This is a genomic window from Mesorhizobium sp. WSM4836, from assembly GCF_055811815.1.
In genome coordinates, this window is the sequence record NZ_JBVVQF010000006.1 from 221,706 (window position 1) to 240,773 (window position 19,068).

Sequence of the window (19,068 nt, forward strand, 5' to 3'; positions counted from 1 at the left end):
TTTTCTCGAAATGGGACAGTGGCTGAACTGGAAGCGTCAAATCTCGAACTCCCCCTGCCCTTCGTCCATGGCGCTGACCGTCTCGGCTGCCAGGGCGCGGGTGATCGGGGTCTTGCGCTCGAGCGCGGTACCATCGAGCCGTTCGACCACCCGCATGGCAGTGGCCAGCGAGCGCTCGATGCGGCGCACCAGATATTGCACGACATGCGGCTCGACCTCGATCTGGCGGTCGGCGAACAGCTTTGTCATGACGCCGGCCAGCAGAAGATCGTCGGGTTCGTGGATCTCGACGGTCGCCGCGGCCTTGAGCCGCGACGCCAGGTCGGGCAGCCTGACGCCCCAGGCGGAGGGGAAGCGCCGCGCCGTCAGCAGCAAGCTCGAGCCGGCGCCGCGCACCGCGTTGATCAGGTGGAACAGGCCGTGCTCGTCGATCGGGACGGCATCGATATCGTCGATCAGTGCCGGGCGCGCGCCGAGGTTTTCGATGCAGTCGCCGATGCGGCCCGCTTCCACTTTCACGGCGTCGGCGCGGGCCCGCCAGATCGAGGCCAGATGGGTTTTTCCCGAGCCGGCCGGCCCGGCCAGCACGACGACCGGCGACGGCCAGTCCGGCCAGCGGTCGACAAGCGCCGCCGCCTGGCTGTTGGTGCTGGAGACGACGAGCTCGTCGCGCGAATAGCCGGTGCCGTGGCCTAGATCGAGCGGCAATTGACGCGGCGGATCGACCCTGTCCGGCATCTGGCTCAACCGCGCGCGCCCCCGCGGCGCCGCACCCGCAGCGGCGGCACCGGCTCGTCGGCATGGCCCTTGTAGAGCGGCGATTCGAGATAGCGCGCGATGGCGAAGCGCACCAGAACGGCAACGGCGGCGGAAGCCGGCACGGCGATCAGCAGGCCGACGAAGCCGAACAGCGCGCCGAAGGCAAACAACGCAAACATCAGCCATACCGGATGCAGGCCGACGCTTTTGCCGACCAGCCTGGGCTGCAGGATGTTGCCCTCTATGAACTGGCCGACGAAGAACACGCCGGCCACTGCCGCGACCATGGTCCAGTCCGGCCAGAACTGGACGAAGGCGACGCCGACGGCCAGCACCAGGCCGGTCAGCGAGCCGACATAGGGGATGAACGAGATCAGCCCGGCGAACAGGCCGATGAGGATGCCGAAATTCAGCCCCGTCAGCGTCAGCCCGGTGGCATACATGGCGCCGAGCACCAGGCACAGCGTGCCCTGGCCGCGCACGAAGCCGGCGGTCGCCGTGTTGATGTCCTTGGCGATCGTCCTGACGGTCTTGACGTAATCGCGCGGCACCCAGCTGTCGACGATTGCCACCATGCGGTCCCAGTCGAGCAGCATGTAGAAGGCGACGACCGGCGTCACCACGAACAGGCTGACGACCGAGACCAGCGCCACGCCGGAGCTCCAGATCGAGGTGAAGACGGTCGTCAGGAGGCCGAAGCCGGAGGTCAACAGCGAGTTCAAGCCTTCGCGCAGCCCGTTGGCGTCGACGCCGAATTTCTCTTCCAGCCATTTCGGGTCGAAACTGGTGATCAGGCCCTGCAGCCGGGTCAGATAGTCCGGCAGCTTGCTGGCGAAATCAGCCATCTGCGAGGCGAGCACCGGAACCAGGATGACGACGGCCAGCACCAGGACGACGATGAAGGCTATGAGGATGACCACCGTCGCCATCAGCCTGGACAGGCCGAGCCGCTCCAGCCGGTCGGCGACAGGATCGAGGAAATAGGCGAGCACCATGCCGGCGACGAAGGGCAGAAGGATGCCGCTGAAGACATAGAGGAAGACGGCGAGGATGATTGCGCTGACCAGCCAGAAGCGGATCTGGCGGCGAAACGATGCCGATGCCGCAGCTTCCGCTGCCGCGGCTTCGGCCTCGGCGTCGATGGACCGTTCGTCAGGTGCCCCGTGTTCAGGTGCCCCGCGTCCGGGTGCCCCGCGTTCAGGTGCCGGGTGTGGAGCCTTCGCCATAGCCGCTCATATGCCTCAGCCAAGCCACGAGATAGGCCGCGGCCGAAGCCACGGTCAAGACCCCGGACAGCAATATGAGGGCCGGCCTCAGCGGATCGAGACGGATGTCGAAGGCGAGTTCGCCCAGCACGACTGCCGCCAGCACGATCTGGATCGCGGTGTTGGCCTTCGACACCAGGAGCGGCTTCATCTCGACCGGATGCGCCATGACGGTGGATAAAAGCACGGCGCAGACGATCAGTGCGTCGCGCGACACCATGGTGACGACCAGCCACAGCGGCAGTTCGCCGCTGAAGCCCAGGACCACGAAAACCGAGACCAGCAGCAGCTTGTCGGCCATCGGATCGAGATAAGCGCCGAGCCTGGAAAACTGATTGAAATGGCGGGCGATGAAGCCGTCGACGCCGTCGGAAATGCCGGCAATGAGGAAGCCGGCAAAGGCCCAGTCCCAGCGTTCCTGCAGCATCGTCAGCACCACGGCCGGCACCAGCACGAAGCGCATGATCGTGATCATGTTGGGGATGGTCAAACGCATATCCCGTCGCTCTTGTTTGTCGATACATGATGGAGATGGAGGGTTACGGCAAGGACCAACTTGTTTCATTCTTCGATGTTGGTGACTGGCGAGAGCGGCCATGACGGCCAATGATCGAAGTTCGAAGCAACTCCGCTTTTATAGGGGCAAAAGTCCCGCACCGGCCAATCATCCTTGCGAGGCGCGGCCGTCCATGCGAAGAGCCCGGAAGCAACAGCTTAGCTGTAAACTGCCGAACGATGATGACACAGAGTATCACAATCGCTTGGCGAGTAACGCTTTGCTATCTGCCGGACTGACAGAAAGTCTTCTGGCTTTCGCATCTTTCGGGGTCCCGCACCGCAACATAGCGACGCAAGATCTTCTGTGGGCCTTCGCTCCTGAACTGGCCGTGGGCGTGGCCGTCTCTTGGCCCCTTTGGCTGGCCGCCGTTGTCGTCGCGTTGGTTTTCGCACGGTCGGTCGCCGCAAATCTGTGGGCTGCCGCGGCGACGTTGATCGCCGCCGGCTTCTCACATGGAACCCTGCCCTTCGACGGTGAAATCAGGTCTCTTGCAACCGTCGGTGGCCTCGCCGCAATTCTGGCAGGGATTTCTTTTTTCTGTTGGAGTGTATCGCGCCTGGCTCCGCCCGTATGCAAATGAAAACGCCATCATCGCGCGCTTGCCTTGCGGGGCAAAACCGTTCATGCGAAGAGCCCGCACGCGAGTGAAAACAGCGACAGGCAAGCGCAACAGATGGGCAGGCGCCGAAAATGAGCAAGCGCAAGAACGGGCTCACCTATGCCGAAGCGGGCGTCGATATCGATGCCGGCAATCTCATGGTCGAGAAGATCAAGCCGCTGGTGCGCGCCACCCGCCGGCCGGGGGCCGATGGCGAGATCGGCGGCTTCGGCGGTCTGTTCGACCTCAAGGCCGCCGGCTTCACCGATCCGGTGCTGGTGGCCGCCAATGACGGCGTCGGCACCAAGCTGAAGATCGCCATCGACGCCGGCAAGCACGACACGATCGGCATCGATCTCGTCGCCATGTGCGTCAACGACATCGTCGTGCAAGGCGCCGAGCCGCTGTTCTTCCTCGACTATTTCGCCACCGGCAAGCTTGATCCCGACCAGGGTGCTTCGATCGTCGGCGGCATCGCCGCCGGCTGCCGGCAGGCCGGTTGCGCGCTGATCGGCGGCGAGACGGCGGAAATGCCCGGCATGTATCATGACAAGGACTACGACCTTGCCGGCTTTGCCGTCGGTGCGGCCGAACGCGGCCAGTTGTTGCCCACCGACGACATCGTCGAAGGCGATGTGCTGCTCGGCCTCGCCTCGTCGGGCCTGCATTCGAACGGCTTTTCGCTGGTCCGCCGCATCGTCGCGGTAAGCGGCCTTGGCTGGGGCGATCCGGCGCCGTTCAATGACGAGGCGACGCTGGCCGAGGCGCTGCTCGAGCCGACCCGCATCTATGTCAAGTCGATACTCAAGGCGATCCGCAACACGCACGGCATCAAGGCGCTGGCCCACATCACCGGCGGCGGCTTCCCCGAAAACATCCCGCGCGTTCTGCCCAAGGATTTTTCGGCCGAGCTCGATCTCGGCGCCATCGAGGTGCCGCCGGTGTTTTCGTGGCTGGCCAAGACCGGCGATGTCGCGCCGGAAGAGGTGATGCGCACCTTCAATTGCGGCATCGGCATGATCCTGGTCGTCGCCTCGGGCCAGGCGGCGCAGGTCGCCGCCGTGCTGCAGGAGGCGGGCGAGACGGTGACGCCGATCGGCCAGATCGTGCCGCGCCGCGATGCCGGCGTCATCTATCGGGGCACGATCGGCCTATGACCAGAAAGCGCACCGTAGTGCTTATTTCGGGGCGCGGCTCCAATATGACGGCGCTGATCGCGGCGGCGAGTAACCCGGCCTATCCGGCCGAGATCGTCGGCGTCATCTCCGACCGCGCCAATGCCGCCGGTCTCGGCATCGCCGCGGCGCGCGGCATCGCCACCAGGGTGATTTCGCGCTCCGACCATGCCAGCAAGGAAGCGCATGACGGGGCGATCGATGCGGCGCTTGTCTCTTTCGGCGCCGAGATCGTCGCGCTGGCCGGCTATATGCGCATTCTCGCCGCACGTTTCGTCGAGAAATGGCAGGGCCGCATGATCAATATCCACCCTGCCCTGCTGCCTGCCTTCAAGGGGCTGGATACGCACGCGCGAGCCATCCGCGCAGGCACGCGCATCCATGGCTGCACAGTGCATTTCGTCACGCTAGACATGGATGATGGGCCGATCATCGCCCAGGCCGCCGTGCCGGTGATGGTCGGCGACAATGAGGATACGCTGGCGGCGCGCGTGCTCAAGGCCGAGCATCAGCTCTATCCACTGGCACTGGGGCTGGTCGCCGAAGGCAAGGCGCGAATGGAAGGCGGCCGCACGGTATTTTCGCGCTTCGCCGACGATGCTGATAATGCGACGTCGGTGGTGATCGCGCCCGACCCGCTGCGCGAAGAGACCGATCTCGAGCACCTGGCGCGGATCACGCCGTAAGCGTCCGTAGAAAAAGCCAATAAATCGTCGGGTCGGCAGAAATAGACCAACGGATGTTTTCGACAGCGCGATCCGGACAAAGCGTGATCTGGCCGGCGTCTTCGAGTACGACCAAGGCGACGATCCGAAAAGTGCCACGGCATATTTTTATCTCTGTCGGATCGAGGACGGGCGAGCAGGTCCCGTCCTCAGTGCAATTCACGTTCGATCGGGCGATTGGGCCATCACTGAAGCAGACATTTCGGTCAGATGGGATAAAGATGAACGGCGCGTAGGCCTGTTTATCTTTGGTGCACTTTGGGCGAGCTTTGACACCGCCACGGGTGCAAGACATGGCGGCGGATATGGCAAAGACTTTCAGCCCGACATCCCTTGGACTTGAATTGAAACCATGAAGCAGCTTCTGCTCCTGCGTCACGCCAAGTCGAGTTGGGACGACCCCGGTCTCATGGACTTCGACCGGCCGCTGTCCGCGCGTGGGCTGAAGGCAGCACCGCTGGTCGGCCGCGAACTGGCCCGGCGCGGCTGGCTGCCGGAGCTGGCGCTGGTATCGCCGGCGCTGCGCACCCGCGATACGTGGCGGCTGGTCTCGGCGGAATTGCCGGCGAAGGTGCAGGCCAAATTTGCCCAGGCGCTCTACGAGGCAGCGGCGGCGGATATTCTCGCCAAGGTGCGGCAAGTAAAGGCCGGGACCGGAACGCTGCTGGTGCTTGGCCACAATCCCGGGTTGGAGGAATTCGCGCGCGGGCTTGCCGGGGCCGGATCGGACCAAGCGGCGCTGAAGAAGCTGGCGGAAAAATTTCCGACCGGGACCTTGGCTCGGTTCGAGGTCGATGGCGATTGGGCCGGTCTCACTTTCGGCAGCGCCCGGCTGACGCACTGCATTTGGCCGAAGGATCTGCGTTAGGGATTTACCAACAGGCCGGGGAAAGATCGCCGATTCTTTCGACCGACCAGCTTCGCACAAACAAGAGCGGCGGGCCAGGCCCGCCGTTCTTTGTGCTCCGGGGTTTGACGAACTATCGGCCCCAGTTGCCCCGGCCAGATTGGGGCACTACGGGCTGATCCGTGCCGAACCGGGTCGTCGCCTTGGTGTCGACGGCGTTGTGCTCAGCCGCCAGAGGCTCGCGGATGGAACCGGTAAAGCCGCTGTCGATCGTGCCGACAGGCGCATTGCCAACAGGCGCGGCCGGCTGGTTGACGCCGTCCGAACCATAATGGTCGCTGCCGGCAAAGGCAGTGCCGGTGGCAACAAGGATGGCGGCGGCGGTAAGAGCGATCTTGGTCATTTCAGGTACTCCGGTATTTCTTTGTTCTGTCCGTCAAGTAGCGTGCCTTGGGGGGAATTCGCGTCGCTCGGACCACCCCGAGATGGGTCGGCAAGCCTGTCGTTTCCAATCACGAAAATTTTGTACGGGTGCGCCAAACTGGCCGCTTGAAATTCGACATGCGGCTCCTTCCGCCACAATTTTCTTCTTTATTTTCAATTTGTTATGCGATCATTGGTGATTTGCGGGGCGAACATTCCGTGAACCGACGTTCACCGTTTCCTATATGCTCCGTCAACCGAATCGAACCGTTCGGTTCGAGTTCTTCTACGTTTGGCTGATCAGCGCTTTTAGAGCCTCGATCGACATTCCTGTCGACGGATCAGTGCGCCATGAAAATCACGCTGCCAGCTCAGTGCCAGCAGCGTCATGCTTGGGCCGCGCGCTGGCCAGAAGCACGACAGGGCAGTTGCAGGCGGCTAAGACAGCGCCGGCGGTTTCGCCGAAGAACAGGTCCTCACCCGGACGTTGGGTGACGCCCATCACGACGATCGCCGCGCCTTTGGCCGCCTCCCGGGTGATCGCCTTGTCGGGTGTGACACGGGTATGGAACGCTGTGTCGATATGCAGGCCGTAGCGGCCCGCCAGATCAGCGATATCTTTCAGGACGGCCTCTTCGCGGCTATGCGACACCGATGTCGCCCTGCGGCCCTTGGCTGCCCTTTGCGAGACGTAGAGAACCTTGATCCGCGCCCGGTTTGGACGGGCCAGCGCCAGCGCCAAGTCGGCGGCGCGGCGCGCCACCTGGGTACCGTTGACGGGGACGAGAATGCTGGTGCCGGCCTTCAGCGTTGGCATCTTTTCGGCAGCATTGCCGCCGTTCAGGACCAGGCAAAGCGGGCCGTCAAATCCCCCGGCTATGTCGTTGAGGGCCGGCGCAAAGGCGCCATCGGAGGTCAGCACATTGTCAAGGCCGACCAGCAACAGGCCGTATCCCTTGCGGGCCTCCTCGGCGATCGTCTCACCCGTTGCCTCCAATTCGGTGCGGGCCGTCAGGTGGACTTTGTCGACAAGCGTATCTTCGATCCGTTTCACCGCCTGAGCGCTTTTTCTTGCACCCTTCTTGATTTCCTGCAGGGCGCGCTCCTGTCCCTTGCGGTCGGTCGACGTGTCAACTCGGCCGTCTTTCGGCTGAAGCAAGGTGGTGGGCAGGCGAAGCAAGGTGGTGGGCATGCCGCTGCCTCCGCCGACCAGTCCGGCGAGATAGGCAGTGAATTTGCCGATCCTGCTGTCGTCGACCAGCACCAGCAACCGCTCCAGCCTGGAAATGAAGCCGTATTCGTCCAGCGCCTCGCGCTCGACACGCTGCTGCTCGTCGTGCCCAACCGGCAGCCGGCCGAGCGCCCAGCGCAGCATCGGCGGCATGGCCAGCGTGGTGATCACGGCCATGGTGACGATCATGGTGAAGAGATTGTGCGACAGGATATTCATCGACAGGCCGATGCTGGCGACGATCACCTCGGTCGAGCCGCGCGCGTTCATTGCACTGCCGACGGCGATTGCTTCCTTGAACGACATGGCGGCGAGCTTGGCGCCAATGAACGCGCCGCCAAACTTGCCGATACTGGCGATGACCACGAGTGCGCCCGTCAGCATGGCAAGCGTCGGATCGGCGAGCACGGTGAGATCGGCGGAAAGCCCCGCCATGCCGAAGAAGATCGGCATGAACAGCGCGGTGATGACGCCGCGCAGTTGGCCTTCGATATGGCTGGAGAGGATGGGTGATTCACCAACAAGGATGCCGGCGACGAACGCCCCCAGCACGGTATGGACGCCTATCATGTTGGTGATCAGCGCCATCGCTCCCATGATGATTAGGATCATGGTGATCACCGCAAACTCGCTGCGGAATTGATCGTTGGTCCAGCGGATCAAGGTGAAGACAAGACGGCGGCCAATGGTGAACGAGAACACCATGAACAGTGCCACAGCGGCGATGGTGGTCACCAGCGGTACGAGCTGCAGCCTGCCATTGGTGGCGATGCCGAAGGTTACCGCGATGATCAACCAGCCGATCGTGTCCTCGATGATCGCCGAGGAAATAATCACCTGTCCGAGGTTGCGGCGCATAAAGTTCATCTCGCGCACCACCATGGCGACGATCTTGACCGACGAGATCGACAGCGCGGTGCCCAGGAACAGCCCGGCGACGGTGCGTTGCGTAGGGTCAGGCAGCAATGCGTCCGGCAGGAACTGCGCCAGCGCGAAACCGAAGATGAAGGGCACCACGACGCCGGTAGCCGAAATGGAAAAACAGGCCGCGCCAACCCGGCGCACCAGCCGCAGGTCCGTCTCCATGCCGGTCAGCAAAAGCAGCATCAGGATGCCGAGCTGCGAGACGGCGTCGATCATGCCCTTTTGCGCGGGATCGCTGGGAAAGATCAGGTGCTGGGCCGACGGCCAGAACCAGCCGAACAGCGAAGGACCGAGCAGGATGCCGCCGATCAGTTGGCCCATGATTGCCGGCTGGCCATAGCGCTGCAGCACTTCGCCCAGGCCGCGCCCGACAAGCAGCAGCAGAACGATTTCCGCGACGAAGGTGCCTTCGGCCGAGCCGCCCATGCCCGACGCCTTGGTCCCGGCGACAAGCGTCTCCGCCGCCCAGGCAGCGCCTGCGGGGACGAAAGCGCATACCAACAGCGCCAGGCTGGAACGTGTCGGAGCCTGCCAAGCCATGAAACCCCCATCGCCCAATGCACGTGTCCAACAACGCGCGACGGGGCGTAGCGTTGCCAGACAGGGCGTTGCTAGACGTGGACGTCACCGAAGGAGAGTTCGCCGTCGTCGCTCTCCGTCAGAAAGGCTGCCACCAATAGGCCTGCATAGAGGACGGCGACCAGCACGACGATGACAGCGCCCGGAATTGGACCCAAGGCAGCACCGGTGACGGCCTCACGCATCGAGCCGACGAAGCCCATGCGGACGCCTTCGGTCAGAAGACTGGGCGTCGACAGTTTGAGGATCCAGGCCAGCAGCAGGATCAGCAGCATGTAGATGTAATTGCGACGCAGGCGGCGCGCCAAAGCCACGCGTTGCGAAATCAGGAATTTCGGTGCGCGCAGGCTCTCGCCGACGATCAACAGCCAATCGGACGCGAAGTCCGGCTGCGGCGAGAATATCTGCGCGAAATAGTGCCGTTCGAACTGGCGCACACGAGCCCGATAGAAGTCGAAGAAGCGGTATCGCCGCGCCTCGATCCACAGCAGCAGCAGAACAAGCAGCATGGCAAACAGCAGCACGCCGTGGTGAGCGCTGGCTGTCGAAAGCGAGACGGAGAGCATCGCCGCGACAACCGTTATCGCCCAGTTGCTCGTCCGGTCCAGGCGGTCGCGCCAGCCAGCCATGCGCGCAATCTCGGCGCGATGAAAGTGGGACATCGTGGTTACGAGTTCGCCGGACGACAGTGTCCTTCCAATGGGATCCGGCGCCGGCAACACTTCCGCCATGACAATGCCTCCACCCGCCACGCGAAAACGGCCGGATGGGGATATCGTTCCGACGCTCAATCCGCCGGGCGCAGCCAGACCTTGTTGTCGTGGAAGGCGGCGCCGCCATAGGGCGCCGGCGCATCCGCGCCGGTCAGCACGTTGATGCCCTCGCCGCGCTCATGAGCGCTGTTCGGCCAGATGCCTTCGGCGACGACGACGCCGCGCATAATGCCGTCGAACAGTCTTGCGTGCAGCACCACTTCGCCACGCTGATTGCCGACCTCGATACGGCCGCCGTCGGCGACGCCGAGTGCCGCCGCATCATCTGGATGCAAGAGCAGCTCCGGCCGGCGCTCTTTTGCCTGCGACACCGGCGTTTCGGCAAAGGTCGAATTGAGGAAATTGCGCGCCGGCGAGGTGGTCAGCCGGAACGGGTGCGCCTCATCCGCCACCTCGATCAGGTCGACATGATCGGGGAATTCCGGCAGGCTCGCCACCGGCCCGAACAGGCCCATGCTTTTCGGTGGCCGATTGGGCGACGCCTGGCCTGTCCAGTCGGCGCGAAAATGGAATTTTTTGTCGGCATGGCCGAAGCCGTCGAGGAAATGCGCGGCCTGGAAATCCGGCTGCAAATCGACCCATTTCTGCTCTTTCAGGCTCGAAAAGCTGCCGAGCCCACGCTTGCCCAGAATGATATCGATATGCTGCTGCTCGGTCATGCCGAAGCCAGGACGGTCGGCGACACCGAGCCTTTTGCCGAGCTCCTCGATGACGAAATGGTTGGTGCGCGGGCCTTCCGGCGGGTCGATCAGCTTTGGCCCGAGCGTGATGTGCTGGTTGCCGCCGCCCTTGTAGACGTCGTCATGCTCGAGAAACATCGTTGCCGGCAGCACCACATCGGCGAGCTTGGCGGTGTCCGTCATGAACTGCTCATGCACGCATGAAAATAGATCGTCGCGCAGAAAACCTTGCTTCACCAGCCGCTGCTCCGGCGCGACATTGACCGGATTGGTGTTCTGGATCAGCAGCGCCGTCACCGGCGGGCCGCCATAGAGCGCATCCTCAGCCCCGGTCAGCACCGGACCGATGCGCGAATGATCGAGATGACGGATCGCGGGGTCGCGCATCCGCGTGCCTTCGAGCAATTCCTGGTTGAGCTTGAAGATGCCGGAATTGGTATGGAAGGCGCCGCCGCCCTCATATTGCCAGCAGCCGGTGACCGCCGCGATCGAGGCTGCGGCATGCATGTTGACCGAACCATTGCGCTGCCGCGAAAAACCGTAGCCGAGGCGGAAATAGGTCTTCTTCGTCGTGCCGACGAGCCGGGCGAAGGCCTCGATTTCGTTGACGGAAAGCCCGGTGATATCGGCGGCCCATTGCGGCGTTTTTGTCTGCAGATGCGCGTCCAGTCCCTCCGGATCGTCGGTGTATTTCTGGAGATAGGCGCGGTCGGCCATGCCGTCACGGAACAGCACGTGCATCACCGCGCAGGCCAGCGCGCCGTCGGTGCCGGGCTTCAGCACCAGGCCGAGATCGGCCTGCTTCATCGTCGCATTCTCGTAGACGTCGATGACGACGATCTTGGCGCCGCGTTCCTTGCGCGCTTTGATGGCGTGGGTCATGACGTTGACCTGCGTGACGACGGCGTTGGTGCCCCAGATCACCACGCAGTCGGACTTCGCCATCTCGCGCGGATCGGGGCCGCGCAGTGCGCCGGCGCCCATCATCCAGCCGGTCCAGGCCAGATTGGTGCAGATCGAACCGAAGAAGCCGGAGTATTTTTTCGCGTGCCTGAGCCGCTCGATGCCGTCGCGCTGCACCAGCCCCATCGTGCCGGCATAGTAATAGGGCCAGACCGTCTCCGAGCCGTATTTCGCCTCGGCGGCGACGAATTTTTCCGCGACCAGATCGAGCGCCGCCTCCCAGCTCGCTTCCTTCCAGGCGCCCTCGCCCTTGGCGCCGGCGCGGATTAGCGGCTTCAGCAGGCGGTCGGGATGATGGACGCGATCGGCGTAACGGGCGACCTTGGCGCAGATGACGCCGGCCGTATAGCTGTTGGCCTTGGCGCCATGGACGCGGCCAATGCGCTTTTCGTCGAGCAGCTCGACCTCGAGCGCGCAGGTCGAGGGACAATCATGCGGACAGGCCGAATGGCCGATTTTGAGCTTGGCGTGCTGATTCATGGGAGCAAACTAGCTGCTTTGGACAACTAGGTGTAGGGCCAGATGACGTCTTCCCTTCTCCCCTTGTGGGAGAAGGTGGATCGGCGCGTAGCGCCGAGACGGTTGAGGGGTGTTGGACGGAGTGCCGCCGGTGCCAAGCTGGAACACCCCTCATCCGTCGCCTTCGGCGACACCTTCTCCCACAAGGGGAGAAGGCAGAGGGCGCCTCCCCCTACTCCGCCGTGCCATCCTCGTACTCCGCCGACATCGACAGCCATTTTTCCTCGTGGCCAGCCAGCTGTTGCGCGAGTTGCGAGCGCTCCTTGGCCAGCCTTGTCGCGGTCGAGGGGTCCTTTTCGTAGACGGCCGGATTGGCGAGTTCGTCCTCGATCAGGTCGATGCGCTTGCGGAGGCGGTCCATCAGCGCTTCGGTGGCGCGGATTTCCTTGGCCAGCGGCTCGAAGGCAGCGCGGCGCGCGGCTGCATCGCGGCGGCGGTCGGCCTTCGAGGCTTTGTCCGCCTCGCGCTTGCCGCGGCGGTCGCCGGAGATGCCGGTGACCAGCGTCTTGTAATCTTCGAGGTCGCCGTCATAGGGATTGACCGCGCCGTCCTTGACCAGCCACAGCCGGTCGGCCGTCGCTTCGAGCAGATGGCGGTCGTGCGAGATCAGGATGACCGCACCGGGAAAATCGTTGAGCGCATGGATCAGCGATTCACGGCTGTCGATATCGAGATGGTTGGTCGGCTCGTCGAGGATGAACAGGTTCGGCCCCTCGAAAGCCGACAGGCCCATCAAGAGCCGCGCTTTCTCGCCGCCGGACAGATCCTTGGCGGCGGTGTTCATCTTTTCGGTGGTCAGGCCGAAATGGGCGACGCGGCCGCGCACCTTCGATTCCGGCGCGTCCGGCATCAGCCGGCGGACATGCTCATAGGCGTTTTCGTCGGGCCTCAAATCGTCGAGCTGGTGCTGGGCGAAGATTGCTACCTTCAGACCGGGCGCCACCGTCATGCTGCCGGTCTCCGGCTTCAGCCGGCCAGCCAAAAGCTTGGCGAAAGTCGACTTGCCGTTGCCGTTGGCGCCGAGCAGCGCGATGCGATCGTCGGCATCGATGCGCAGCGTCATCTTCTTCAGGATCGGCTCGCCCTCGGTGTAGCCGACATTGACGTTGTTGAGCGCAATGATCGGCGAGGCCACCGTCTTCACCGGCTCGGCAAAGGAGAACGGCCGCACCGTGTCGTTGACGATCGCGGCGATCGGCTTCATCTTCTCCAGCGCCTTGATGCGCGACTGCGCCTGCCTTGCTTTGGAAGCCTTGGCGCGAAAGCGCTCGACGAAGGATTCTATGTGCTTGCGCGCGGCTTCCTGCTTGACGCGGCCCTTCTCCTGCAATTCGCGCTGCTCGGTATATTGCCGCTCGAACTGATCGTAGCTGCCGCGCCAGAAAGTCAGCTTCTTCTGATCGAGATGGACGATCGAATTGACGGCGCGGTTGAGCAGGTCGCGATCGTGCGAAATCAGCAGCACGGTATGCGGGTATTTCGACACGTAGTTTTCCAGCCACAGCGTGCCTTCGAGATCGAGATAGTTGGTCGGCTCGTCGAGCAGCAGCAGATCGGGCTCGGCAAACAGCACGGCGGCGAGTGCGACGCGCATGCGCCAGCCGCCGGAGAAGGACGAGGCCGGGCGCCGCTGCGCGGCATCGTCGAAGCCGAGGCCGGCGAGAATGGTGGCGGCGCGTGACTCGGCCGAGTGCGCATCGATATCGGCCAGCCGCATGTGGATGTCGGCGATGCGGTGCGGGTCGGTCGCCGTCTTTTCCTCTTCGAGCAGGGCACTCCGTTCAAGGTCGGCCTTAAGCACGATCTCGATCAGCGGCTCCTCGGTGCCCGGCGCTTCCTGCGCGACCTGGCCGATACGGGTGTTTTTGGGCAGGCTGATCGAGCCGGTCTCGGAGGCGAGGTCGCCGGTGATCGCCTTGAACAGGGTTGTCTTGCCGGTGCCGTTGCGGCCGACAAGGCCAGCCTTGCTGCCGGCCGGCAAGGTCAGCGAGGCATGGTCGAGAAGCAGGCGTCCGGCCATGCGGAGCGAAAGGTCGTTGATGATCAGCATGGCCGGGCTTTTGCACGGGACAACCTTGCTTCGCAAGGGCTTGCGCCCCGGTTCGCCGCATAAGGCGCGAAAACCGGCACGCAGGTGACGTCGACGCCGCGCCGCGACTTCCCCAAACGCAAAAAGAACCCGCGATCCTGAGGGGGGATAAGGATCGCGGGTTCTTTCGTGAACGGCGGCCTTGGGAGCGTCCGATCGGCACCCAAACACGCAGCAGCCGGGTTTGTTCCATGTGATGAGCAACAAACTGCGATGAACAAATGCCGGCGTGGCGGCAGGTTTGTCCACAGGGCGTGCCGTCTGTACGCTATCGGACCATGACGCTGCGGAAAGACTCGGCTATTCTTGGATGTGCGGCGGGCCTGATCTCCGCCTGGCCGGCGCCATCAGCTTCCTCCCAAGCGGCGCCGGCCACCCTTCTCTGACCGGCGCCGACGCCATTTGAGGCGGTCATTGTTTCGGCGGCGTGCCGGGCTGATCGCCGCCGGTCGTCGATTTCGGCACCGGATTCTTGTCGACCTGCGGGTTCTGCTCGACCGTGTCGCCAGGGGCCTTGGTCGGCTGGATGTTGTTGTCGCAACCCGCAACCGTCAGAGCTGCCATAAGCAGCAGGATTGAGCGCTTTTTCATCGCAGTCTCCTCTCGCCCGACAACGAGGCGTCGGCGATTTGGTTGCGCGGCCAGTGTCGTTACCGCATTCGCCAAGGAGCCGGGGAACAAAATGCCGCGTCTCCGGTTGCTCCAGAATCAATGGAGGAAGGCATGATCCGTCTGCTTATCGCCGGGGCAATCGTCTATGTTGCCTATCGCGTCGCCAAGAAAGTGATCGACGAGGTGCCCGACGATTTCGATCCGCTGCTGCTGCCGCCGCCACAGGACGACCGCGAGGCGCTGCGGCGGCAATCGGCAAGGATGGGCGTCGAGCCCGAGCATTAGTCGAAAGGCCTGCCCGCAAGGGTTCTTCGTTCACGAGCCCTATTCCGGCTCCGCAAACGTTGCGAACAAAGCAGAAACGATGCTTGATGGGCGATGAACCTCGCCGCCCGTGATTCGTCCTTCCAGCCGGCCTATCTGGCGAAGCTCAACGCCGAGCAGCGGCTTGCCGTCGAACATGGCGACGGCAAGATCGCCGGGCCGTTGCTGGTCATTGCCGGCGCCGGCTCCGGCAAGACCAACACACTGGCGCACCGGGTCGCGCATCTGATCGTCAGGGGTGCCGACCCCCGCCGCATCCTTTTGATGACATTTTCGCGCCGCGCCGCGGCGGAAATGGCCAAGCGGGTCGAGCGCATCGCCGGCGAGGTGCTGGGGCGCGACGCCTCGGTGATTACCGATGCGCTGAGCTGGGCCGGCACGTTCCACGGTATCGGCGCCAGGCTGCTGCGTGATTATGCGGTGGAGATCGGTCTCGATCCCGCCTTCACCATCCACGACCGCGAGGATTCCGCCGACCTGATGAACCTCGCCCGCCACGAGCTTGGCTTTTCGAAGACCGAAGCCCGCTTCCCGACCAAGGGCACCTGCCTTGCGATCTATTCGCGCGCCGTCAACGCACAGGCGCCGCTCGGCGAGGTGCTGGGTTCGGTGTTCCCGTGGTGCGCCGGCTGGGCCGAACAGCTGAAGCAATTGTTCGCCAGATATGTCGAGGCCAAGCAGGCGCAGAACGTGCTCGACTACGACGACCTGCTGCTCTACTGGGCGCAGATGGCCGGCGAGCCGGAAATCGCCGCGCATCTGGGTGCGCGTTTCGACCATGTGCTGGTCGATGAGTACCAGGACACCAACCGGCTGCAGGCATCGATCCTGACGGCGCTCAAGCCCGACGGATCGGGGCTGACGGTGGTCGGCGACGACGCGCAGTCGATCTATTCGTTCCGCGCCGCGGAAGTGCGCAATATCCTGGATTTTCCCAAGCAGTTCGCGCAGCCGGCCGAGGTAGTCATGCTGGAGCGCAACTACCGCTCGACCGAGACGATCCTGGCGGCGGCCAATGCGGTGATCGGCGAAGCGTCGGAGCGTTTCACCAAAAATCTCTGGACCGAGCGCAAATCGGCGGAAAAGCCAAAGCTGGTGAGCGTGCGCGACGAGACCGAGCAGGCGAGCTATGTCTGCCAGGCGATACTCACCGAACGCGAGGCCGGCACCGTTCTCAAAGCACAGGCGGTGCTGTTTCGCGCCTCGCACCATAGCGGCCCGCTGGAGATCGAGCTGACGCGCCGCAACATCCCCTTCGTCAAATTCGGCGGGCTGAAATTCCTCGATGCAGCTCACGTCAAGGATATGCTCGCCGTGCTGCGCTTTGCCGAAAACCCGCGCGACCGCGTCGCCGGCTTTCGCGTGCTGCAACTTCTGCCGGGCATCGGCCCTTCGGCCGCCAATGCGATCGTCGAGACTATGGCAAGTTCGCTCGACGAGACGATGGGGCTTGCCCGCTATCGGCCGCCGCAGCGTGCCGCCGACGACTGGCCGGGCTTTGTCGCGCTCTATAGCGGCCTGCGCGCCGGCGCGCAAAAATGGCCGGCCGACCTCGAGCAGGTCAGGCTCTGGTACGAGCCGCATCTGGAACGCATCCACGAGGATGCGACGACGCGCCGGGCCGATCTCCTGCAGCTCGAGCAGATCGCTTCAGGCTATGCCTCGCGCGAGCGCTTCCTCACCGAGCTGACGCTCGATCCGCCGGACGCGACCAGCGACGAGGCCGGCCCGCCGCACCGCGACGAGGATTATCTGATCCTGTCGACCATCCATTCGGCCAAGGGCCAGGAGTGGAAGAACGTCTTCGTGCTCAACACCGTCGACGGCTGCATCCCGATCGATCTCGGCGTCGGCAGCAAGGAGGACGTCGACGAGGAGCGGCGGCTGCTCTACGTGGCGATGACGCGGGCCAAGGACAGCCTGCACCTGGTTATGCCGCATCGTTTTTTCGTCCAAGGCCAGGCGGCGCGCGGCGACCGCCATGTCTATGCCTCGCGCACGCGCTTCATCCCGCGCTCGATCCTCGGCGCCTTCGAGCAGGTGGCATGGGCCAGCGTCCAGGCCAGGGACGATCCGCGCCGCCAGCCGCAGGTGCGCGTCGACCTCGGAGCCCGTATGCGCGGCATGTGGAAATAGGCAGCCGCCTCGCCGCTGGCGTTCGCCCTGCGACCGCCCCCACAGCCGTCGAAAAAACAATCCCCGCAACATGGAACCTCGCGGCGTAATCCGCGTTTCTGCCCGACCCCCAGACCGGAGAACGGCGTCCGCCGTGACCTCCGCCCATTCGAGAGGCCAGAATGCACGATAGGACGTTTTCCACCCCGGTCGCCCTAACCGTTGGCGCCGGCTACAAGCGTACGATCGCTTCGTTCGCCGAGATGCACGAGTTCCTGACCGAGTTCCCGCCTTCGCGCCGGCGGCTGAGCTATGGTGCCGCGGTAAAGGCCTGCGAGGCGGCACGTGCCGGCGAGATCTCGGCCGAAGCGGCACGCGACGCCCTGATCACCTTCGCCGTGACGGCAGGCGTTCTCTGGCCAGCCGCCCAGCCGGCGGTCTCGGTCAAGCCGGTCGCCCGGGGCCTCGGCGGCTACGCCGGCTGACGCAAACGACCGTCAATGGACCGTCATCAGGCGACCGCCCGGCGGGTTGCCCGGTAGCACGGCTTCGAAGCTGACTTGATCGCGGCCGTTCGATTTGGCCTTGTAAAGGTGCTTGTCCGCCAGCACGAATATTTCGGCGTAGGTGGTCGGCCCACTGAAGGCGACGCCGCCGATGCTGACCGAGAGAGGACAGGGCCGGCCGTCAGGCGAGAACTCCGCCTCACGGACGCGTCGGCGAATTGTCTCCGCCACCAGCCAGGACTGCGAAGGATCTGCGCGGGAAGGAAAACCGCAAATTCCTCGCCGCCGATCCGGCCGACGATATCGGCGCCGCGTAGCTGGCCCTGGATCGTCCTGGCGATCAGCTTGAGCGCTTGGTCTCCGCAGTCGTGGCCGAGGCGGTCGTTGACGGATTTGAAATGGTCGGCATCGACGATCAGCAAGGCGCCGGCATTAACGACGGAATGGCTGCGGGCCTGTTCGAGATAGGCCTCGACGAGCATGGAAAACGCACCCCGGTTGAATACCGCCGTCAGGCTGTCGGTCGCCGCGACGATGGCCAGTTCTTTTTGCGCGATCGCCAGCTGGCGCATTTTCCACATCAGGAAAAAGAAGAACGAGCCGGCCAGGACAAGCGGCAACAGCAGGTCGGTGAGCTGCGCCCGCCACAGCGCCTCCGGCGACAAATACGGGAAATTGAAGGAATCGACGAAGAACGCGGCTGCAATGCAGACCGCCGTGCCCGCGACGGTAACCGCCACGACCCTGCCCCAGCTCGTCGGGGACAAATCGATCTGCATGCTTTTGCTCCTGCTTCAGCCGGCTACCTTGAAGCAACAGCGCAAACGAAGTCCTAAGACTTTGCTTTCAATTCGATCGCAGTCGAAGCGAACCAGCCGTCGTGATGGCGGCCAGATAAGCGGGCCGGTTCTAAATCAGCTGCCTTCTGATGCTCATCCGGGTGACCGCGGTCACAAGAATGGCGCCGATCATGAAATATATGGTCGCGACGATGTCGCCCTGGTGGAAATAATAACCGGAGTTGAGAAGCGCCAAGACCACGGCGAAGAACGCCACAAGGCGCAAGGGTTCATTGGGCATGCGTGCCAATTCTCGCTGTTGCTGCTGAATGCTGCTGAATGCTGCTGAAGCGGCCGCCCTCACGACCGTGCGCTCCATAAAATGTTTTGGCGGGTTTTGCAATCTCGGCAGATCGTCCTCTATCCACCGCTTCACCCAGCCGCCCCAAGGTTAATGCATGTCTCGCAAAAGTGTGCAGCGGTTTTGCGATTACGACATGCATCAAAACAACAACCTAAAGCGCGTCGCATTGAGGCCGGTCGAACGCGACGCGCTTGTCTTATGACATTCATTGCCAAGAGGCGAGAATGAACCGCTGGGAGAGAGTAGCAGCTCTCTCGTC

General features: G+C 63.7%; 18 protein-coding genes. 6 read left to right on the forward strand and 12 right to left on the reverse strand.

Annotated features, from left to right (window positions below; translation table 11 throughout):
* Positions 1-36: 36 nt before the first annotated feature.
* The 4 genes from hdaA to AC0L2P_RS10595 all read right to left on the reverse strand — a co-directional run bounded on the left by hdaA (position 37) and on the right by AC0L2P_RS10595 (position 3,208).
* Positions 37-738, reverse strand: coding sequence for a DnaA regulatory inactivator HdaA (hdaA, locus tag AC0L2P_RS10580; RefSeq protein ID WP_473501161.1), 702 nt, complete (start codon positions 736-738; stop codon positions 37-39).
* 5 nt (positions 739-743) lie between these two features.
* Positions 744-1,985, reverse strand: a complete 1,242-nt coding sequence (locus tag AC0L2P_RS10585; RefSeq protein ID WP_473501162.1) for an AI-2E family transporter — start codon at positions 1,983-1,985, stop codon at positions 744-746.
* Positions 1,957-2,514: a CDP-alcohol phosphatidyltransferase family protein gene (locus AC0L2P_RS10590; RefSeq protein ID WP_473501187.1), complete on the reverse strand. Its 558-nt coding sequence runs from the start codon at positions 2,512-2,514 to the stop codon at positions 1,957-1,959. The genes AC0L2P_RS10585 and AC0L2P_RS10590 overlap by 29 nt, the downstream gene beginning before the upstream one ends.
* Positions 2,515-3,031: 517 nt before the next feature.
* Positions 3,032-3,208 (reverse strand): hypothetical protein, encoded by a 177-nt coding sequence (locus AC0L2P_RS10595; RefSeq protein WP_473501163.1) that lies wholly within the window; start codon positions 3,206-3,208, stop codon positions 3,032-3,034.
* A gap of 65 nt (positions 3,209-3,273) precedes the next feature.
* On the opposite strand from AC0L2P_RS10595, the gene purM reads away from it, so the two are divergent.
* From purM to AC0L2P_RS10610, 3 genes are all read left to right on the forward strand, one after another.
* Positions 3,274-4,338 carry a phosphoribosylformylglycinamidine cyclo-ligase gene (gene purM / locus AC0L2P_RS10600; protein WP_473501164.1) on the forward strand — a complete coding sequence of 355 codons (1,065 nt, stop codon included), beginning with the start codon at positions 3,274-3,276 and terminating at the stop codon, positions 4,336-4,338.
* Complete coding sequence (purN, locus tag AC0L2P_RS10605; RefSeq protein WP_473501165.1) at positions 4,335-5,042, forward strand: phosphoribosylglycinamide formyltransferase; 708 nt, start codon at positions 4,335-4,337, stop codon at positions 5,040-5,042. Before purM ends, purN begins: the two co-directional genes overlap by 4 nt.
* 391 nt (positions 5,043-5,433) lie before the next feature.
* Positions 5,434-5,949 carry a SixA phosphatase family protein gene (locus tag AC0L2P_RS10610; RefSeq protein WP_473501166.1) on the forward strand — a complete coding sequence of 172 codons (516 nt, stop codon included), beginning with the start codon at positions 5,434-5,436 and terminating at the stop codon, positions 5,947-5,949.
* 112 nt (positions 5,950-6,061) lie between these two features.
* Here the strand turns inward: AC0L2P_RS10610 and AC0L2P_RS10615 are convergent, their stop codons facing one another.
* The 6 genes from AC0L2P_RS10615 to AC0L2P_RS10640 all read right to left on the reverse strand — a co-directional run bounded on the left by AC0L2P_RS10615 (position 6,062) and on the right by AC0L2P_RS10640 (position 14,700).
* On the reverse strand, positions 6,062-6,331 hold the full coding sequence (locus AC0L2P_RS10615; RefSeq protein WP_473501167.1) for a DUF680 domain-containing protein: 270 nt from the start codon (positions 6,329-6,331) through the stop codon (positions 6,062-6,064).
* A gap of 378 nt (positions 6,332-6,709) precedes the next feature.
* Positions 6,710-9,046, reverse strand: coding sequence for a cation:proton antiporter domain-containing protein (locus AC0L2P_RS10620; protein ID WP_473501168.1), 2,337 nt, complete (start codon positions 9,044-9,046; stop codon positions 6,710-6,712).
* 71 nt (positions 9,047-9,117) lie between these two features.
* On the reverse strand, positions 9,118-9,816 hold the full coding sequence (locus tag AC0L2P_RS10625) for a DUF2270 domain-containing protein (protein ID WP_473501169.1): 699 nt from the start codon (positions 9,814-9,816) through the stop codon (positions 9,118-9,120).
* Between the two features lie 56 nt (positions 9,817-9,872).
* Complete coding sequence (locus tag AC0L2P_RS10630) at positions 9,873-11,981, reverse strand: molybdopterin-containing oxidoreductase family protein (RefSeq protein ID WP_473501170.1); 2,109 nt, start codon at positions 11,979-11,981, stop codon at positions 9,873-9,875.
* Positions 11,982-12,192: 211 nt separating this feature from the next.
* Entirely contained in the window at positions 12,193-14,070 is a 1,878-nt protein-coding gene (locus tag AC0L2P_RS10635) for an ABC-F family ATP-binding cassette domain-containing protein (RefSeq protein ID WP_473501171.1), read from the reverse strand.
* A gap of 450 nt (positions 14,071-14,520) precedes the next feature.
* Positions 14,521-14,700, reverse strand: a complete 180-nt coding sequence (locus AC0L2P_RS10640; RefSeq protein ID WP_254820275.1) for a hypothetical protein — start codon at positions 14,698-14,700, stop codon at positions 14,521-14,523.
* A gap of 132 nt (positions 14,701-14,832) precedes the next feature.
* Here AC0L2P_RS10640 and AC0L2P_RS10645 point away from each other — a divergent pair, with 132 nt between their 5' ends.
* From AC0L2P_RS10645 to AC0L2P_RS10655, 3 genes are all read left to right on the forward strand, one after another.
* Positions 14,833-15,006 carry a hypothetical protein gene (locus AC0L2P_RS10645; RefSeq protein ID WP_473501172.1) on the forward strand — a complete coding sequence of 58 codons (174 nt, stop codon included), beginning with the start codon at positions 14,833-14,835 and terminating at the stop codon, positions 15,004-15,006.
* Positions 15,007-15,099: 93 nt separating this feature from the next.
* Positions 15,100-17,181 (forward strand): ATP-dependent helicase, encoded by a 2,082-nt coding sequence (locus tag AC0L2P_RS10650; RefSeq protein WP_473501173.1) that lies wholly within the window; start codon positions 15,100-15,102, stop codon positions 17,179-17,181.
* A 161-nt stretch (positions 17,182-17,342) separates the two neighbouring features.
* Positions 17,343-17,645 (forward strand): DUF982 domain-containing protein, encoded by a 303-nt coding sequence (locus tag AC0L2P_RS10655; protein WP_473501174.1) that lies wholly within the window; start codon positions 17,343-17,345, stop codon positions 17,643-17,645.
* Positions 17,646-17,671: 26 nt separating this feature from the next.
* Here the strand turns inward: AC0L2P_RS10655 and AC0L2P_RS10660 are convergent, their stop codons facing one another.
* Both AC0L2P_RS10660 and AC0L2P_RS10665 read right to left on the reverse strand, forming a co-directional pair.
* On the reverse strand, positions 17,672-18,445 hold the full coding sequence (locus AC0L2P_RS10660; RefSeq protein ID WP_473501175.1) for a GGDEF domain-containing protein: 774 nt from the start codon (positions 18,443-18,445) through the stop codon (positions 17,672-17,674).
* 130 nt (positions 18,446-18,575) lie between these two features.
* Positions 18,576-18,881, reverse strand: coding sequence for a hypothetical protein (locus AC0L2P_RS10665; protein WP_473501176.1), 306 nt, complete (start codon positions 18,879-18,881; stop codon positions 18,576-18,578).
* Positions 18,882-19,068 lie beyond the last annotated feature (187 nt).

What these genes read in the sequence shown, in the direction of transcription:
- purM (WP_473501164.1), top strand. Translation starts at nt 3,274, where the DNA reads ATGAGCAAGCGCAAGAACGGGCTCACCTATGCCGAAGCGGGCGTCGAT.
- AC0L2P_RS10625 (WP_473501169.1), bottom strand. Translation starts at nt 9,816, where the DNA reads ATGGCGGAAGTGTTGCCGGCGCCGGATCCCATTGGAAGGACACTGTCG.
- AC0L2P_RS10615 (WP_473501167.1), bottom strand. Translation starts at nt 6,331, where the DNA reads ATGACCAAGATCGCTCTTACCGCCGCCGCCATCCTTGTTGCCACCGGC.
- AC0L2P_RS10595 (WP_473501163.1), bottom strand. Translation starts at nt 3,208, where the DNA reads ATGAACGGTTTTGCCCCGCAAGGCAAGCGCGCGATGATGGCGTTTTCA.
- AC0L2P_RS10645 (WP_473501172.1), top strand. Translation starts at nt 14,833, where the DNA reads ATGATCCGTCTGCTTATCGCCGGGGCAATCGTCTATGTTGCCTATCGC.
- AC0L2P_RS10655 (WP_473501174.1), top strand. Translation starts at nt 17,343, where the DNA reads ATGCACGATAGGACGTTTTCCACCCCGGTCGCCCTAACCGTTGGCGCC.
- AC0L2P_RS10620 (WP_473501168.1), bottom strand. Translation starts at nt 9,046, where the DNA reads ATGGCTTGGCAGGCTCCGACACGTTCCAGCCTGGCGCTGTTGGTATGC.
- AC0L2P_RS10585 (WP_473501162.1), bottom strand. Translation starts at nt 1,985, where the DNA reads ATGGCGAAGGCTCCACACCCGGCACCTGAACGCGGGGCACCCGGACGC.
- AC0L2P_RS10630 (WP_473501170.1), bottom strand. Translation starts at nt 11,981, where the DNA reads ATGAATCAGCACGCCAAGCTCAAAATCGGCCATTCGGCCTGTCCGCAT.
- hdaA (WP_473501161.1), bottom strand. Translation starts at nt 738, where the DNA reads ATGCCGGACAGGGTCGATCCGCCGCGTCAATTGCCGCTCGATCTAGGC.
- AC0L2P_RS10635 (WP_473501171.1), bottom strand. Translation starts at nt 14,070, where the DNA reads ATGCTGATCATCAACGACCTTTCGCTCCGCATGGCCGGACGCCTGCTT.
- AC0L2P_RS10660 (WP_473501175.1), bottom strand. Translation starts at nt 18,445, where the DNA reads ATGCAGATCGATTTGTCCCCGACGAGCTGGGGCAGGGTCGTGGCGGTT.
- AC0L2P_RS10610 (WP_473501166.1), top strand. Translation starts at nt 5,434, where the DNA reads ATGAAGCAGCTTCTGCTCCTGCGTCACGCCAAGTCGAGTTGGGACGAC.
- AC0L2P_RS10640 (WP_254820275.1), bottom strand. Translation starts at nt 14,700, where the DNA reads ATGAAAAAGCGCTCAATCCTGCTGCTTATGGCAGCTCTGACGGTTGCG.
- purN (WP_473501165.1), top strand. Translation starts at nt 4,335, where the DNA reads ATGACCAGAAAGCGCACCGTAGTGCTTATTTCGGGGCGCGGCTCCAAT.
- AC0L2P_RS10650 (WP_473501173.1), top strand. Translation starts at nt 15,100, where the DNA reads ATGAACCTCGCCGCCCGTGATTCGTCCTTCCAGCCGGCCTATCTGGCG.